At 67.0% G+C, this 15923-nt stretch carries 20 protein-coding genes; 11 read left to right on the forward strand and 9 right to left on the reverse strand.

Annotation, left to right across the window (positions count from 1 at the left end; translation table 11 throughout):
• Positions 1–8: 8 nt before the first annotated feature.
• Together ACV7NQ_RS19065 and ACV7NQ_RS19070 are read left to right on the forward strand one after the other, a co-directional pair.
• On the forward strand, positions 9–857 hold the full coding sequence (locus ACV7NQ_RS19065; protein ID WP_463360889.1) for an ABC-2 transporter permease: 849 nt from the start codon (positions 9–11) through the stop codon (positions 855–857).
• A 417-nt stretch (positions 858–1274) separates the two neighbouring features.
• A complete protein-coding gene (locus tag ACV7NQ_RS19070) occupies positions 1275–1715 on the forward strand; it encodes an OsmC family peroxiredoxin (protein WP_463360890.1) in 441 nt (146 codons plus the stop codon).
• Positions 1716–1793: 78 nt separating this feature from the next.
• On the opposite strand, the gene ACV7NQ_RS19075 is transcribed toward ACV7NQ_RS19070, so the two are convergent.
• From ACV7NQ_RS19075 to mhuD, 5 genes are all read right to left on the reverse strand, one after another.
• Complete coding sequence (locus ACV7NQ_RS19075) at positions 1794–2288, reverse strand: hypothetical protein (protein WP_463360891.1); 495 nt, start codon at positions 2286–2288, stop codon at positions 1794–1796.
• A gap of 36 nt (positions 2289–2324) precedes the next feature.
• Positions 2325–3080 (reverse strand): CbtA family protein, encoded by a 756-nt coding sequence (locus tag ACV7NQ_RS19080; RefSeq protein ID WP_463360892.1) that lies wholly within the window; start codon positions 3078–3080, stop codon positions 2325–2327.
• Positions 3071–3265 carry a CbtB domain-containing protein gene (locus ACV7NQ_RS19085; RefSeq protein WP_463360893.1) on the reverse strand — a complete coding sequence of 65 codons (195 nt, stop codon included), beginning with the start codon at positions 3263–3265 and terminating at the stop codon, positions 3071–3073. Before ACV7NQ_RS19085 ends, ACV7NQ_RS19080 begins: the two co-directional genes overlap by 10 nt.
• Positions 3266–3501: 236 nt before the next feature.
• Positions 3502–3867, reverse strand: a complete 366-nt coding sequence (locus tag ACV7NQ_RS19090) for a DUF2834 domain-containing protein (protein WP_463360894.1) — start codon at positions 3865–3867, stop codon at positions 3502–3504.
• Between the two features lie 10 nt (positions 3868–3877).
• Positions 3878–4192 carry a mycobilin-forming heme oxygenase MhuD gene (gene mhuD / locus ACV7NQ_RS19095; protein WP_463360895.1) on the reverse strand — a complete coding sequence of 105 codons (315 nt, stop codon included), beginning with the start codon at positions 4190–4192 and terminating at the stop codon, positions 3878–3880.
• A 77-nt stretch (positions 4193–4269) separates the two neighbouring features.
• Here mhuD and ACV7NQ_RS19100 point away from each other — a divergent pair, with 77 nt between their 5' ends.
• Positions 4270–5016 carry an alpha/beta fold hydrolase gene (locus ACV7NQ_RS19100; RefSeq protein WP_463360896.1) on the forward strand — a complete coding sequence of 249 codons (747 nt, stop codon included), beginning with the start codon at positions 4270–4272 and terminating at the stop codon, positions 5014–5016.
• 7 nt (positions 5017–5023) lie between these two features.
• Here the strand turns inward: ACV7NQ_RS19100 and ACV7NQ_RS19105 are convergent, their stop codons facing one another.
• Positions 5024–5932 (reverse strand): HhH-GPD family protein, encoded by a 909-nt coding sequence (locus tag ACV7NQ_RS19105; protein ID WP_463365740.1) that lies wholly within the window; start codon positions 5930–5932, stop codon positions 5024–5026.
• Between the two features lie 135 nt (positions 5933–6067).
• Here ACV7NQ_RS19105 and ACV7NQ_RS19110 point away from each other — a divergent pair, with 135 nt between their 5' ends.
• Together ACV7NQ_RS19110 and ACV7NQ_RS19115 are read left to right on the forward strand one after the other, a co-directional pair.
• Positions 6068–6691: a carbonic anhydrase gene (locus ACV7NQ_RS19110; protein WP_463360897.1), complete on the forward strand. Its 624-nt coding sequence runs from the start codon at positions 6068–6070 to the stop codon at positions 6689–6691.
• Positions 6692–6813: 122 nt separating this feature from the next.
• Positions 6814–7491 carry a hypothetical protein gene (locus ACV7NQ_RS19115; RefSeq protein ID WP_463360898.1) on the forward strand — a complete coding sequence of 226 codons (678 nt, stop codon included), beginning with the start codon at positions 6814–6816 and terminating at the stop codon, positions 7489–7491.
• Between the two features lie 532 nt (positions 7492–8023).
• Here the strand turns inward: ACV7NQ_RS19115 and radA are convergent.
• Positions 8024–9427 (reverse strand): DNA repair protein RadA, encoded by a 1404-nt coding sequence (radA, locus tag ACV7NQ_RS19120; RefSeq protein ID WP_463360899.1) that lies wholly within the window; start codon positions 9425–9427, stop codon positions 8024–8026.
• Positions 9428–9542: 115 nt separating this feature from the next.
• The gene (locus tag ACV7NQ_RS19125; RefSeq protein ID WP_463360900.1) at positions 9543–10178 is read right to left on the reverse strand and encodes a hypothetical protein; all 636 of its coding nucleotides are present in this window, start codon (positions 10176–10178) and stop codon (positions 9543–9545) included.
• A gap of 344 nt (positions 10179–10522) precedes the next feature.
• On the opposite strand from ACV7NQ_RS19125, the gene carD reads away from it, so the two are divergent.
• The 6 genes from carD (at position 10523) to ACV7NQ_RS19155 (ending at position 15006) form a co-directional block, all read left to right on the forward strand.
• Positions 10523–11011, forward strand: coding sequence for an RNA polymerase-binding transcription factor CarD (carD, locus tag ACV7NQ_RS19130; protein ID WP_040686206.1), 489 nt, complete (start codon positions 10523–10525; stop codon positions 11009–11011).
• A gap of 2 nt (positions 11012–11013) precedes the next feature.
• Entirely contained in the window at positions 11014–11727 is a 714-nt protein-coding gene (ispD, locus tag ACV7NQ_RS19135; protein ID WP_463360901.1) for a 2-C-methyl-D-erythritol 4-phosphate cytidylyltransferase, read from the forward strand.
• A 2-nt stretch (positions 11728–11729) separates the two neighbouring features.
• Positions 11730–12197: a 2-C-methyl-D-erythritol 2,4-cyclodiphosphate synthase gene (gene ispF, locus ACV7NQ_RS19140; RefSeq protein ID WP_463365741.1), complete on the forward strand. Its 468-nt coding sequence runs from the start codon at positions 11730–11732 to the stop codon at positions 12195–12197.
• A 66-nt stretch (positions 12198–12263) separates the two neighbouring features.
• Positions 12264–13670, forward strand: a complete 1407-nt coding sequence (gene cysS / locus ACV7NQ_RS19145) for a cysteine--tRNA ligase (protein WP_463360902.1) — start codon at positions 12264–12266, stop codon at positions 13668–13670.
• Positions 13670–14650, forward strand: coding sequence for a 23S rRNA (guanosine(2251)-2'-O)-methyltransferase RlmB (gene rlmB, locus ACV7NQ_RS19150; protein WP_463360903.1), 981 nt, complete (start codon positions 13670–13672; stop codon positions 14648–14650). Before cysS ends, rlmB begins: the two co-directional genes overlap by 1 nt.
• A gap of 77 nt (positions 14651–14727) precedes the next feature.
• On the forward strand, positions 14728–15006 hold the full coding sequence (locus tag ACV7NQ_RS19155) for a DUF4190 domain-containing protein (RefSeq protein ID WP_463360904.1): 279 nt from the start codon (positions 14728–14730) through the stop codon (positions 15004–15006).
• Positions 15007–15026: 20 nt separating this feature from the next.
• Here the strand turns inward: ACV7NQ_RS19155 and ACV7NQ_RS19160 are convergent, their stop codons facing one another.
• Positions 15027–15836: an enoyl-CoA hydratase/isomerase family protein gene (locus tag ACV7NQ_RS19160; protein ID WP_463360905.1), complete on the reverse strand. Its 810-nt coding sequence runs from the start codon at positions 15834–15836 to the stop codon at positions 15027–15029.
• Positions 15837–15923 lie beyond the last annotated feature (87 nt).

The following is a 15923-nucleotide window of genomic DNA, read 5'->3' on the forward strand; positions in this document are numbered from 1 at the left end:
GTCAGGCAATGAAAGACCTGGTGGCAAGCACCAAAGCGGAAATGCTGCGACTGCGTAAGTGGCCGGCATTCTGGATCATTCTCGGCACCTGGATTCTGTTGAATCTCACGTTCTCCTACCTGTTCAACTACCTCGCCTACAGCTCGGGTGAATCCACGCGGATGTCGAACGGATTGCCCAAAGATGCGCTGCTGCACCAGATGTTGCCTGGCGCTGTACCGGAAATCTTCACCCAGGGCATGGCAATGTTCGGTGGGGCGCTGATGCTCATTCTCGGCGCGCTGAACATCGGCAGCGGATATGGCTGGGGCACTTGGAAAACCGTGCTCACGCAGGGTCCGTCGCGGGTTACCGCGGTCGGTGGCGCGGTGGTGAGTCTGGCATTTGTGGTGGTCGCGCTCGTGTCCGTCGCGTTCCTGGTGGACACCGGAGTGGCCTCGATTATCGCGGCGTCGCAATCGCAGTCGCTGGCATTGCCCGGCTTCGGTCAGGCGATGCGGGGAATCGTCACCGGGATAGCGATTCTCGGCATGTGGACGCTTGCGGGCGTATTGATCGGCGCGATTGCCCGCGGACCTGCGCTTGCCGTCGGACTCGGTCTGGTCTGGGTGCTGGTTGTGGAGAATCTGTTGCGTGGCGTGGCAGGCATTTTCGAGCCGATCAAGGTGATCACCGATCACCTGCCTGGCACGGCCGCCGGCTCGATGGCCGGGGCGATGCGGACGGTGCAGGGTCCGGCGACGCCAGGGGTGCTCGATGTCTTGTCTCGGACCGAATCGTTGATCGTGCTGGTGGTGTATGTGGCGATTTTCGTCGGCGGCACGCTGTGGCTGGTGCGCCGGCGGGATATGGCCTGAATTGGCCGACAATAGTTCGTCAGCGGTTTCGGTGTTCGGGGCATGTTGCCGGGTTTCCGAAAAAGCGCTCAATGCTCGGTCGAACGGATGGCGAAGTGAGCCAGTTTGCTCAGTGCCGTCGTAACGGGTCGCGGGTGGCGAACAGTTCGACTGCCGCGGCGAGCACCTTGGCGCGGTTGCGGGCCGCGTCCGTGCGCTCGGTCGAAGCCCCATCCGCGTCAGGCGCAGCCCACGCAACAACTGATTTCGTGAGCACATGGGTAACTCACCGGGAACCCCAAAACGCAGCAAGTCACTCGACGCAGGACCTGAGCGCAAGTGCCGCGGCACCCGACTTGTATGGCCTGAATGCGCCGAGAGGCGAGTGAGCGGTAGGTTCGAGCTGATCTAGTTCGAACATCATTTGAAAGGACTGTGATGCCCACACGTACCGCGCGCACCGCTTGGACCGGGACCCTGCAGGAGGGTTCCGGGCAGGTCGAGCTGGCCAGCTCCGAAGTCGGCAAGTACGACGTGTCGTTCCCCAAGCGTGCCGCCGAGGATGCCGATGGCACGACCAGCCCGGAGGAGCTGATCGCGGCGGCGCACTCCTCGTGCTTCGCGATGGCTCTCTCGGCACAGATCGCCAACGCGGGCGGCACCCCGGAGAGCCTGGATGTCACCGCCGATGTGACTCTCGGCCCGGACCCGGACGGCGGGTTCCGGATCAGCGGCATCAAGCTGACCGTCCGTGGCAAGGTCTCCGGCCTGGACGCCGACGGTTTCGCCGCGGCCGCCGCCGCCGCGAAGGCGGGCTGCCCGGTCAGCAAGGCGCTGACTGGGGTCGACCACATCAGCCTCGACGCAGCGCTCGCCTAGCAATACCCAGGTTCCTCGCACACCTGTCCGCGGACTGTGTGCGAGGAACCACGTGGTTTTGCGATCTTGCGTGCCTCCCTATGCCGCCGCGCGAAAGTAGCGTCGGGTGCCGGGGAAGTACATCGCGGGGATCGCGATCAGGACGGCGAGGACATGTCCGATCCGGAAGGCCCCGGTGATGACAGCGGTCGGCGTGAGATTGTGGAAGAGGTCTCCGATTGCCTTGGCGGACAACAGGGCCGCCAACGGTTCGATGATCAGTGAGGCCAAGCCAACCACGCCGATGCCGAAGGTGAGGACGACGCGGGCCCAGCGGGCGCCGTGAGCCATCCGGATGGCGACCGCGAGGACCACCAGATAGATCGCGCCACGGACGGCCAGGCCGGTCGCGAGGGAACCGACGTCGGCGTTCGGACTGTCGAGCCGCACCGTGACATAGGTGAGCGCCTCGCCGACACCGCACAGCAGCGCGACAACGAGGCCGGTGAATGCCACCGATACGGAGCGGGGTGGCCGTTGGGGATGGTCGGTGCGCAGCGGTGCTGGCCACACGAAAAAGGCAGTGCCGGTCATAGGAACGACACTGCCTTCGAGGTGCCGAACTCCGGATCAGCCCGCAGTAGCGACCCGGTCTCGTACCGGAGTGCTAGTGCGCATCGCGAATTCGGTGAGGGCCGCGAATCCGAGCCCCAAGCAGGCCCACAGCGTGGCCGATTCGGCCAGCGACGCGGCCCGGAACTGCCACAGCAGGGTGGCGGGGAAGTCCGCCTTCACCTCGTTCACGCCGGGCAGCAGGATGTAACCGACCGCTGTGACCAGCACGAACGCCGCGACACCCGCGATCAATCGGAAGGTATCGAGCTGTGCGGCAAGCATTTTGTAGACGAACGCGCCGATGCCGACGGCCGCGAGGCCGAGCAGCACCGCCGCGACCCACAGCAGGGTGCGCTGGTTGATGGTGTCCGGATCACCTACCGCGGGCGGATTTGCCGGGTACTTGAAGAACGGCACCGCCACGATCGCGGCCCAGCCGCCGATCGCCAGCGCGAGCGCCAGTTTCGGTCCGGTCAGGTTGATGTACCGGCGCGCGAAGTGCGCGACCGAAGCGAAGATGGCGCCGAACGCGAGACCGGCGAGACCGAGCGCGAGGAACTGGCCCGCTTTCTGCCCGGACCGGCTCACCAACGGTTCTTCCGCGTCGCCGTGCGAATGTCCCTGCGCGGAATGGGCCTCTTCGATGGCAATGGCGGCTTCCACTTTCGGCTCGCCGACGAAGAAACCCACTGTACCGGCCAGCAGACCGGCGATGAGGCCGGCCAGCAGGCCGCGTAGCAGCAGGGTCTTCAGTGATCCGATCAGTGGCACGGAACACCCAGCAGGTGGCGTCCATCGTGCATCAGCTCATGCAGGTACATCCCGCCACGGGAGATGACGCCCTGGTCGAAGCCGACCAGGTACAGCGTGAGCAATGCGAGAAGAACGACGCCTACTGCGATGAGGACGGTTGCCAGTGAATCGGTTGCCCGGCTCGGTGACTGCGCGATGGCCATTCGAATCCTCCTAGGGATGCGCGTCCCGTCGAGTGTCGGTGCGACGGTGCCGGTGTCTGGCTTTCCGGCACCGGGACTCGAACGAGCCCCTCGGGGTCTAGAAGAACTCACCCCTGGTGCGTGGAACACAGTGGCGCGACCGCTCCGGAATCACACCGGAATTACCGCGTCACCATCGCGTTTTATCCTTCGCACTGTGACACCCGTTGGCACCCGCCGTCAATACGGCCGAGCCTTTACCCGTCGGTTCGGGCGCGCCGCGTCTGGGCGATCCGAATCTGCCGGGCGATCAGGAACAACGGGAACGCGACGCTCATCGCGACGAGAAAGCTCAGGATCACGTAGACCCAGACGAACCGGATTCCGAGCCTGCGCGCCTCGACGAACATCAGGATGAACACCGCGAGGCCGAGCAGCAGCAAATCATTGGTGAGCGAGGCCGCAGCACCGTTCACGTAGCCGCCCTTGACGAAGTCGACGATGCTCATGCTCCCGTCGGCGAAGAACGCGAGGTTGTTCGACCAGGTGAGCACGAGCGCGACCACCGCACAGCCGCCGTACGCCGCACAGAGCAGGCGATCGGCCCGGGTCAGGTAGTCCATCGCGGAATCGTCAGGAGGCGGGCTTCGCGGCGACGTCTAGCACGACCTCGAATTCCAGCAGCGAGGCCCCGGTCGCGACCGGCTTGGCCCGCTCGCCCGAATGCGCCTCGCGCGCGGGTCCGTCCCGCCACTGCGCGAAGGACTCCTCCGAATCCCACTGGGTGACAACGAAGTACCGGTTGTCCCCGGCGACCGGGCGGAGCAACTGGAAGCCGAGGAACCCTGGCGAGCCCTCGACCGCGTGCGCGCGGTGGGCGAACCGCTTCTCCAGCTCGGGGCCCGCGCCCTCGGGAACCTCGATTGCGTTGATCTTCACGACTGCCATAAGAACCACGCTAGTGGCTGCCGCGGAGTGCGTGGTTGAGAGCTTGGTGTTCGCACGCCTACGTATTGTCGAATCCGATGTTGCATGACGAAGGCGGGGCAGGGGTGCCGATCCTGCTGCTGCACGGATTGATGGGTAGCGCCCGCACCTGGCGTGATCAGCTGGAGTGGCTGCGGGGGTACGGGCACGTCTACACCTTCGATGCCGCCGGGCACGGTCGCCCGGCGCCAGAGAAACTGACTACCGAGGCATTCATCGACGATCTGGCCGCGGCGATCACGGAGATCACCGAACCGATGGTGGTGATCGGGCATTCCATGGGTGGCCTGCACGGCTGGGTCTTCGCCGCGCAGTTCCCGGAGCGGGTGCGCGCGCTGGTGGTCGAGGACATCGCCCCGGATTTCACCGGCCGCACCGCCGAGCACTGGGCGGCCATGATCGAAGCCTGGCCACAATCCTTTCCGGATGAGCACGCGGTGCTGGACTTCTTCGGACCGGTGGCCGGACGCTACTTCCTGAACTCCTTCGAGCACGGTCTCGACGGTTACCGGCTGCACGGTTCGGTCGTCACGTTCCGCGATATCTCCGAGGAGTGGGGCACCCGCGACTTCTGGACGCAGTGGCGTGCGGTCGAGGCGCCGGTGCTGCTGATCGAGGGCGAATTCACCATCACCCCTGAGGGGCAGATGTGGCAGATGGCCGTCGCCCATCCCGATGCCGACTATGTGCGCATCCCGAACTCCGGTCACCTGGTGCACGACGACCAGCCGCAGCGCTATCGCGCCGAGGTCGAGCGGTTTCTGCATAAAGTGCTCGACCGGTAGTCCGTCGTCAGCCGACGGCCTGCCCGCCCTCGCCCGCCAGGGCGAAGAGGCCGTCCGGTGTCTGCTCGATCAGTCCGTCGACGAGCAGCGAATCCAGGGCACGGTCACGCTGGCCCGGGTCTCGTGTCCAGGCCAGGTCCAGCCGGATCCGCTCGACAGGTCCGGTCGCGTCGCGCAACACGTCCAGCAGCCTGCCGCGCGCCTGCCGATCGGTGCCCTCGTACTTCTGCGTGCGCCGAACCGCCTCGGAGACCGGCCTGCCCGCGGTGACCCACGCGCATTGCGGCAGCGGGCAGCGGGCGCAATCGGGCGTGCGGGCAGTGCACACCGTAGCGCCGAGTTCCATCAGCGCGGCGGAAAAGGTTGCGGCGCGGTCGATTTGCTCGGGCAGCAGGGCCTCGGTTTCCGGCAGATCGCGCGAGGACGGGCTGCCCGCCTCGGCACGGCCGTGTACCGCGCGGGCCACCACCCGGCGAACGTTGGTGTCCACCACCGGAACTCGCTGACCGTAGGCGAAGCAGGCAACCGCGCGCGCCGTGTACGCGCCGATTCCGGGCAGGCCGAGTAGCAGTTCGACATCGCCGGGCACCTCGTCGCCGTGTTGTTCGGCCAGCACCCGCGCGCATTCGTGCAGCCGCAGCGCGCGACGCGGATATCCGAGCTTGCCCCACGCACGCAGCACCTCGGCCTGTGACGAGGCGGCCATCGCCGAGGGCACCGGCCAGCGGGCCACCCATTCCCGCCAGATCGGCTCGACCCGCGCCACCGGCGTCTGCTGCAGCATGATTTCGCTCATCAGGATCTGCCAGGCCGTCACGTCGGCTCGCCGCCACGGCAGATCCCGTGCGGTCTCTTGGTACCAAGCCAGCAACGTCTCAGCATCGATGCTGTACCGCGCCGCTTCGACCTTGCTCACCGCGCTCGCGCCCCTGTGCGCTGCGCTGCGCTTTTGCACCGCCGTCACCGTTCCTAGTGTGTTTCGGCCAGTCGATATTGCCGCTGTAACGAAACGAACTCGCTGGTAACCAATATTTTGTGCACAATGGTCGGTATGCCTGATTCCAATCCAATCAGTGCCTGGAAATCTCTTCGCGAGGGCAACGAACGCTTCGTCAACGGCACCCTGCTGCATCCTAGCCAGGGCGCCGTCGACCGAGCCAAACTTGTCAGCGGCCAGCACCCGTCTGCAATCCTGTTCGGCTGCGGTGACTCTCGCGTCGCCGCCGAACTGATCTTCGACCGGGGCCTCGGTGACATGTTCGTGGTGCGCACCGCGGGCCACGTGGTCGACAGCTCGGTGCTCGGCTCGATCGAGTACGGGGTGCAGGTCCTTAAAGTGCCGCTGATCGTGGTGCTCGGGCACGACAGCTGCGGCGCGGTGAAGGCCACCATCGAAGCGCTGGACGGCGGGGAGGTGCCCGGCGGATTCATCCGCAGCGTCGTCGAGCGAGTCACGCCGTCGATCCTGATCGGCCGCCGCGAGGGCCTGTCCACCGTCGACGAGATGGAGGCCAGGCACGTGGTGGAGACCAGCAGGCTGCTGATGCAGCGGTCGATGATCATCTCTCAGCGGGTCGCGACGGGCGAGTGCGCAATCGCCTGTGTCACATACAAGCTCGCGGACGGCCAGGTGAAGTTGCACCGTGTCGTCGGCAACATCGGCGAGCTCGCCTGACCACATCGGAGGGGTGTTTCCCCAGCGTGCGGGGCAAAATCGGGCCGCCACAATCGCGTTTTCCTGCCCGACACGCCGGGGTCCTGAGTCGCTGCGCTCGATCGTGCCCTTACCGTTGAGTCGTGCTGGAACCGAATGGACCGCTGCCTCCGGAGATCTATTGGCGTCGCCGCGTTCTCGCCATCGGAATCCTGGTCCTCGCGCTCGCGCTGGTGATCTGGTTGGTGGTGATGATCGCGCGCGGTGGCAATTCCCCCGGAGATACCACCGCGGCGGCGAGTTCGTCGTCGTCGGCGCCCAAGCCTGTCGATGCGTCCTCGGCCAAGCCGTCGATCAGTGCGGAATCGAGTGCGCCCAAGCCCCCCGGTAGCGCGGCGGCCACCCCCAGCGGCACCCCGGTCGCGCAGGGACAGTGTCCAGACCAGTCACTCGCGGTGCGGGTGACGGTGGAGCAGCCCACCTACAGGACTGGTGAGCAGCCGGTATTCGGCATCGTGATCACCAATATCTCGTCTGCGGCGTGCTCCCGCGATGTCGGCTCCGGCCTGCAGCAGGTTTCCGTGCTGACCCTCGACGGCCAGCGCAGGCTGTGGTCGAGCACCGACTGCTACCCGGACGGCCAGCCCGACGTGCGCACGCTGAACCGCGGTGAGCAGGCGGCGTTCACCGTCACCTGGTCGGGCTCGACCTCCCAGCCCAACTGCGCGGGCGACCGCGTCCCGGTGCCGCCGGGCGCGTATGCCGTTGTCGCGCAACTCGGTTCGGTGCGCAGCTCGATAGAGCCATTCAACATCGCCTGAGCTGTGTTTGATTTGCAGCGCCTGCGGCGCTGCGTGTTCGCGGCCCCGAAGGCTCGCGTCCGAGTGGCCGAGACTGGCGACTGCGTCGCATGCGCTTCGGCCGCTCGGACGCGAGCCGGCCGCGAACGTCGCTCGTAAGACAGAGAGTATGTAGGGGAGCCCCGCGGTAGCCGTCCTGACTCTTCGTAAGACTGACCTCGGTGTCTTGGGCGAGATCTGTCGGTCGGTCTGCCGCGGGGCTCCCGTGCACGCACCGGACGCGGCGTTGGTGACTTCATAGGAGCCTGTTGCAGCAGACCCGTCTCTGTCTTGTCCGTTCGTCCGGCTGGTGCGTGCCGCCCTGCCCACTTCGCTACGAGCACAGGACGGCGATGCTCTCCATTACACACGAACACGACCCGGTGATCGGCGAACACGACCCGGTGATCGTCGCCCGCGAGCTCTACCAGCTCATCACCACCGAACCCGCCACTTGACATCCATAGGAGCATCTCGCTTCGTGGTGGTCACGTGGGCGGCATGAGCGGCTTCATCAGAAGTCTGGCGCTTTCTCTGCGGTCTTCCGCGATTTGCGCAGGCCGGCCAGGCGGATGGCCGATTTCAGGTCGGTGACCTCGTGGATCTTCATGCCGCTCTTCGCGCGTTCCAGGCCGGGCGGCACCAGGGCGGTGGTGAAGCCGAGGCGTTCGGCCTCGGCCAGTCTGCGTGCGAGTCCGGTCACCTTGCGGACCTCGCCGGCCAGTCCGACCTCGCCGAGGATCACCCAACCGGGTGGCAGCGCGGTATCGGATTCGGCGCTGGCGATGGCCAGCGCGATGGCCAGGTCGGCGGCGGGCTCCTGCAGCCGCATGCCGCCGACCGTCGCGGCGTAGACGTCATGCTTGCCGAGGAAGACCCGGCCGCGGCTCTGCAGCACGGCGAGGACCATGGCGACCCGGTTGTAGTCCAGGCCGCTGACCGCCCGGCGCGGCTGCGGAATCTCGGTGTTCACGGTGAGTCCCTGGACCTCGGCGACCAGCGGGCGCTTGCCGTCCATTGCCACGGTGACCGCCGTTCCCGGCACCGAATCGGTGCGGTGGTGCAGGAATAGGCCGGACGGGTCGGTGACACAGGCGATGCCGTCGTCGTGCAGCTCGAAGCAGCCCACCTCGTCCGCGCCGCCGAACCGGTTCTTGATCCCGCGCACCATGCGCAGGGTGGAGTTCTTGTCGCCCTCGAATTGCAGTACGACGTCCACCAGGTGTTCCAGGGTGCGCGGGCCCGCGATATTGCCGTCCTTGGTGACGTGTCCGACCAGCAGCACCGCGATCCCGGTCGCCTTCGCCAGCGAGGTCAGCGCGGCGGCCACGGCGCGCACCTGGGTGACGCCGCCGATGGTTCCGTCCACGTCGGGGGCGAGCATGGTCTGCACCGAGTCGACCACGAGCAGCGACGGCCGCACCTGTTCGACATGCCCGAGCACCACCGAAAGATCCGACTCCGCCGCGAGGTACACCCGTTCGTGCACCGCACCGGTCCGGTCCGCGCGCAGCCGGACCTGCCCAGCCGACTCCTCGGCGGTCAAGTACAGCGACTTCTCGTCGCGCTGGTTCGCCCAGCGATGGGAGACCTCGAGCAGCAGCGTCGATTTACCGACCCCGGGTTCACCGGAGAGCAGCACCACCGAACCGGGCACGAGGCCGCCGCCGAGCACCCGGTCGAGTTCGGAGACACCGGTCGGCCTGGCCCTGGTCACCTGCGAATCGATCTGGGAGATCGGCGCCGCGGCGGTGCTCGGCAGCATCGCGCGCCGCCCTGCGGGTGACCCCGAGCCGCCCGCGGACCCGGCTATCTCGTCGACGGTGCCCCAGGCGCCACAGTCGGGGCACTTGCCCACCCACTTGGCGACCTCGTGCTTGCAGGCGGAGCACTGGAAGATCGACTTGGTCTTTGCCACAGGCGCACCTTACGTACCGCGTCCGACAACCCGGCTCGACAGAAAATAAAACGGCTGCCGCGCGTAGTGCGCGACAGCCGTGTTCACCCCAGCGCGGTGGCGGAGTGACAAGTACTCAGTGTCCGCCCTCGTGCCGGTCGGCAGACCCGGCGTCGACGGGCACCTGGACCTGCACGGTGCCGTTCTGCTTGAAGTTGAACGACACGGTGTAGGTCAGGCCGGGGATGATGTCCTTGGTCAGACCGGTGATCTCGATGAGCCCGGACTTGGCCTCGGGGGCGATGGCCGGCTTGTCGGTCGGCTGCGCACCGGGCGCGGTGCTCGGCGCCACCTCCGGCTTGGCCGAGGCGTGCCCGGTGGCGGCCGCGACGACGGTCTGCTGCGGCGCGATGATGAACGCCGGATCACCGGGCGGCGGGGTGATCTTCACGGTGCCGAGGTCGCTAGTGATGCTGGTGAGCTCGTCGGGGACCGACTCGCTGTTGTTGATAATCGACAGCGCGACGAGCGCGTTGCCGCCCTTGGTGTTGGTGTAGCCCTCGCCGGGAAAGACGATGTACACATTGCGCAGCGCGATCTTGTTGATGTTCGCGTGGTTGCCGTTCACGGCGGCGGCCGACACGGCGGTCTGCGAGATCTGGCCCGCGCCGCAGCCGGACAGTACGAGCGCCGCTCCGGCGGCGAGTGCGGCAACCGTCACCATGCGACGTCGCGCCCCCTTCGAGGCGGTCACAGCTTTCAGGGCAGTCACGGGTTGTCCCTCCATGTCGACCGGGCTCACTCCGCTAGGGAGAGTAGTAACTAGGGAGCGTAGTAGTTGCCTTCACGCCAGCGGGCGCGGGGGCTCGCGACTCGCGGGCGGTAGGTAACAGTTCGGTCGAGTGTCGAAGAGTTGAGGGGGTCCTGCTGTCCGCGCCGACGGGCCGATGTGGTAATCACGCCGGTCGATAACTCGTTCTAGCACAACGTATATGCACACCCGGTGGGTTCTGTCAACCCCCGCGGTTAGCTCGTTGTGGCCCTGACCTGCACAGTTGATCGCGCCGTTACCGAGTCGCATGTTAAACTGTGAGCATCGAAAGGGGCACGGGACACATGATTTTTAAGGTCGGAGACACCGTCGTTTACCCCCACCACGGAGCGGCGTTGATCGAAGCTATCGAGACTCGCACTATCAAGGGTGTGCAGAAAGAGTATCTGGTCCTGAAGGTCGCTCAAGGTGACCTGACGGTTCGCGTTCCCGCAGAGAACGCCGAATACGTCGGCGTGCGTGACGTTGTCGGCCAGGAGGGTCTCGATCGAGTCTTCCAAGTACTGCGGGCGCCGCACACCGAAGAACCGACTAACTGGTCTCGCCGCTACAAGGCCAACCTGGAGAAGCTCGCCTCCGGCGATGTGAACAAGGTTGCCGAGGTCGTCCGCGACCTGTGGCGTCGAGAGCAGGATCGGGGCCTGTCCGCAGGCGAGAAGCGCATGCTGGCCAAGGCCCGTCAGATCCTTGTCGGAGAACTCGCACTTGCCGAGGGAACCGATGATGGCAAGGCCGAGACGCTGCTCGATGAGGTTCTCGCAGCGGCTTCCTGACCGTGAATGTCGTGAACAACGACGGTTGCGTCGTTGCATTGGTACCTGCCGCCGGCCGCGGCGTGCGTCTGGGTGAATCCACACCCAAGGCGTTCGTCGCGGTCGGCGGCACACTTATGGTTCGGCTCGCCGTCGACGGCCTGATCGCCTCCGGGGCGGTCGATCGGGTCATCGTGATGGTTCCCGCCGAATTCGTGGATAGCGCCGTTGCCCTGCTGCCGCCCTCGGATTCGGTACAGGTGGTCGCCGGTGGCGCCGAGCGCACCGATTCGGTGCGCTCGGGCATTGCGGCCGCTCCCGATGCCGACTATTTCCTCGTGCACGATGCCGCCCGTGCGTTGACGCCGCCCGAGCTGATCGCCCGGGTCGCGGCCGAGCTGCGGGCAGGCAATCCCGCGGTCGTGCCCGCGCTTCCGGTTGTCGACACCATCAAGTCCGTCGATCCGCTCGGCGGCGTCACCGGCACGCCCGACCGCTCGGGCCTGCGGGCCATTCAGACGCCGCAGGGTTTCGCAGCCGGTGTGCTTCGCGACGCCTATGCGACCGAGGGCGTCGCAGTCACCGACGACGCCGGGCTGGTCGAAATGCTCGGCATCCAGGTGCGCACGATCCCCGGAGACCCTTTGGCTTTCAAGATCACCACACGGCTCGACCTGCTGCTTGCCCATGCGGTGCTCGACGGCGCGGATATTCGGCGCGCGGTGGGCACACGGTGACCATGCGCGTGGGTATCGGCAGCGACGTGCATCCCATCGAACCGGGCCGCCCCTGCTGGATGGCCGGTCTGCTCTTCGACGGCGCCGATGGCTGCGCCGGGCACTCCGATGGCGATGTCGCCGCGCATGCGCTGTGCGACGCGCTGCTCTCGGCGGCGGGGCTCGGCGATGTCGGCGCGGTATTCGGCACCGGAAGGCCGGAATGGGAAGGCGTGTCCGGGGCCGCGATGCTGAAAGAAGTGCGCAGGCTGCTCGACGCGGCGGGCTTCGGTGTGGTGAATGCCGCGGTGCAGGTCATCGGCAACAAGCCGAAGATCGGTCCGCGCCGAGCCGAGGCACAGGAGGTGCTCGGCGAACTGCTCGGCGCGCCGGTTTCGGTCTCCGGTACCACCACCGACGGACTCGGACTCACCGGCCGCGGTGAGGGTGTCGCGGCGGTGGCTACCGCGTTGCTGAAGGCTCGGGTATAGCATCCGGGCCGGTCAGACCCGAGCCGGGCCATGAACCAGCAGGTACACCCGCTAGTATCGACGGTCGTGACTCTGCGCCTTTTCGACACCGAGACGCGGACCATGCGGGAATTCACGCCGCTGGTCCCCGGCCATGCCTCGGCGTACCTCTGTGGCGCAACGGTTCAGGGGGAACCGCACATCGGACATGTGCGTAGTGGAGTCGCCTTCGACGTCCTTCGGCGCTGGCTGACAGCGAACGGCTACGACGTGGCCTTCGTCCGGAATGTCACCGATATCGACGACAAGATCCTGAACAAGGCCGCCGCCGCGGGCCGCCCCTGGTGGGAATGGGCCTCGACGCACGAGCGCGCCTTCGACCGCGCCTACTGCCAACTGGGCGTGCTGCCGCCGTCCGCGGAACCGCGGGCCACCGGCCACATCACGCAGATGGTCGAGTTGATGCAGCGGCTGATCGATCGTGGGCACGCATACGCCGCGGAAGGCAACGTTTACTTCGACGTGGTCAGCTACCCGGAATACGGCAGCCTGTCCGGGCACAAGCTCGACGACGTGCATCAGGGCGAGAGCCTCGGCACGGGCAAACGCGATCCGCGCGACTTCACGCTGTGGAAGGCGGCCAAGCCGGGCGAGCCGTCCTGGCCGTCGCCGTGGGGTCCAGGTCGCCCCGGCTGGCACCTGGAGTGCTCCGCGATGGCCGAGTTCTACCTCGGCGCGGAGTTCGACATCCATTGCGGCGGTATGGATCTGATCTTTCCGCACCACGAGAACGAGATCGCCCAGTCCAAGGCGGCCGGTGACGGCTTCGCGCGCTACTGGCTGCACAACGGCTGGGTGACCATGAGCGGCGAGAAGATGTCCAAGTCGCTCGGCAATGTGCTCTCGGTGCCCAATGTGCTCAAACAGGTTCGGGCCGTGGAACTTCGGTTCTATCTCGGCAGCGCGCACTACCGGTCGATGCTGGAGTACTCGGACAAGGCGCTCTACGATGCCGCGCAGTCCTACCAGCGTATCGAGGCTTTCATCCATCGGGTCATGGAGCGGGTAGCGGAGATTCCGGTCGGCAAGTGGACCGATGCTTTCGCCGCCGCCATCGAGGACGACCTCGCGGTGCCGAAGGCGCTTGCCGAGATCCATCACGTGGTGCACCAGGGCAACAAGGCACTGGAGGCGGGCGCGGTGGATGCCGCCCAGGACCTGGCCGGCCAGGTGCGCGCCATGCTCGGCATTCTCGGGGTCGACCCGCTCGACCCGCATTGGTACACCCCCGAGGACAACTCGGCCGCACTCGACGCGCTGGACGTGCTGGTGCGCGCCGAACTCGAACGTCGCCAGCAGGCGCGCGCCGATAAGGATTGGCCGAGCGCCGACGCGGCGCGAGACCGGTTGCAGGCCGCCGGGATCGAAGTGACAGATACCGCAAACGGTCCGGAATGGTCGCTGGGCACACTTCAGAGTGGAAAGGCGAACTGATGGCAGGCAACTCGCAACGTCGTGGCGCAATTCGTAAGGGTGGCACCAAGAAGGGCGCCGTCGTCGGCTCCGGTGGCCAGCGCCGCCGCGGCCTCGAGGGACGTGGCGCGACCCCGCCTGCCGAGGCGCGGACGAAGCATCCCGCGGCCAAGCGCGCCGCGGCCAAGGCGAAGGCCGAGACGAAGGGCCGCCCCGGCGCCCGCGGCAGTGCGGGTCGACTTGCCGGACGCAAGAACGACGACGCTCCGGAGATGGTGCTCGGCCGCAACCCGGTGGTCGAATGCCTGCGCGCCGGTGTCCCGGCGACCGCGCTGTACGTCGCGGTCGGCACCGAGAACGACGAACGGCTGACCGAGAGCGTGAAGATGGCCGCCGACGCGGGCATCTCCATCCTGGAGGTGCCGCGCACCGATCTGGATCGGTTGAGCGCCAACGGATTGCATCAGGGCGTCGGGCTGCAGGTGCCGCCGTACCGGTATGCCCACCCGGACGATCTGCTCGCCAAGGTTCGCGATTCGGGTGAGCCCGCCCTGCTGGTGGCGCTGGACAATATCTCCGATCCGCGCAACCTCGGCGCCGTGATCCGCTCGGTGGCGGCATTCGGCGGGCAGGGTGTGCTGATTCCGCAGCGGCGCAGTGCCAGCGTCACCGCGGTGGCCTGGCGCACCAGCGCGGGCGCCGCGGCCCGGCTTCCGGTCGCCCGTGCCACCAATCTGACTCGCACGCTGAAGGATTGGGCCTCGCAGGGCCTCCAGATCGTCGGCCTCGACGCGGGCGGCGACACCACCCTCGACGATTTCGACGGCAGCGAGCCGACCGTGATCGTGGTCGGCTCGGAGGGTAAGGGCCTGTCCCGCCTGGTCCGCGAGACCTGCGACTCGATCCTCGGCATCCCGATGGCCGGCCCGGTGGAATCGCTGAACGCCTCGGTCGCGGCGGGCGTGGTGCTCTCCGAGATCGCCCGCCAGCGCCGCGCCTGAGCCATTCGGTCGGTGTACCGCAACTCGACTCACGCCGGTTCGCGGCAAATCGTCTCCGTCCCCGTAGAATTCGGCCTGTGGTGATACCCAACCAGCCGATCGGTGAGCCGGTCGAACATCCGAACGCGACGGCTGTGTTGTGGCTCGGCGCGGCAAGTCTGCTCTGCTGTGGCCTGCTAGGGCCGGTGGCCTGGGCGCTGGGCAAGCGCGCGCTCGACCAGATCGAAGAGTCCGGTGGCGCCTACGGTGGCCGCACTCAGGTGCTGGTCGGGTACATCCTGGGGATCGTCGGCACGATTCTCATGATCATCTGGGCCACGCTCTTACTGCTGATCCTGATCGGCGGCCGCGCGTAGGTGCGCGTCGCCTACCCTGATCAGTCCAGGCTCGGCCGCTCGGCTTCGCCGCTGCTGTCCCAGGCCGGCCATTCCTCGCTGACGCGGCCTGTCCAGTTGGGCTGCCTGCGATCCCGGAACGCCGCCATCGCCTCGCCGCCGTCGATGCTCGTGCCGACGTGCTCGTTCAGGTCGGTCTCCAACTGGCCGACCATGGTCGGGCTCATTCCGATCCCCTCCCACAGCAGCCGCTTCGACAGCGCCACCGGTAGCGGCGCCGTCCCGTTCGCGATGTCGTGCGCGATGGCCAGCGCCGTCGGCACCACCTCGCCCGCGTACAGGCAGCCGTTGGCCAGGCCCATCGCCTTCGCCTCGTCACCGTCGAAGGTGCGGCCGGTGAGCATGATGTCCGCGGCGTTGGCCATGCCCGCCAGCCGGGGCAGCGTCCAGTGCGAGTAGCCGTCCGCAAGCACTCCGCGGCGCACCTGGTTGAGGCCGTACACCGCGTCCCGTGCCATGTACCGCAGGTCGCATTGCAGTGCCAGCGCAAGCCCGATGCCGACCGCGTGACCGTTCACCGCGGCGATCACCGGTTTACGCACCCGCCACGGCGGTGGATCGATGGTCGCGCTGACATCACCGACGCGATTGGACAGGTCCGCGCCCGCGCAGAACGCGGGCGGCGTGCCAGTGATGACCACCGCGCGAATGGCATCCTCGGCATCACAGCGTTGTAGCGCGGCACTCAGGTCGGCAGCCATCGCCGGAGTGAAGGCATTCTGCTGAGCGGGCCGATTTAACGTAAGCACGGCGATGCCCGCGGAGACGTCGACGAGCAGTTCCGAACTCATGCCACGCATGTTAGTCGACCGGGGCGGCTGAGATCGTGGGCAAAAAACTCGATCCAACGTGATCCGACCGCGCACACGCGCGGAAAA

It is taken from the genome of Nocardia sp. Tas62D01 (assembly GCF_055232035.1).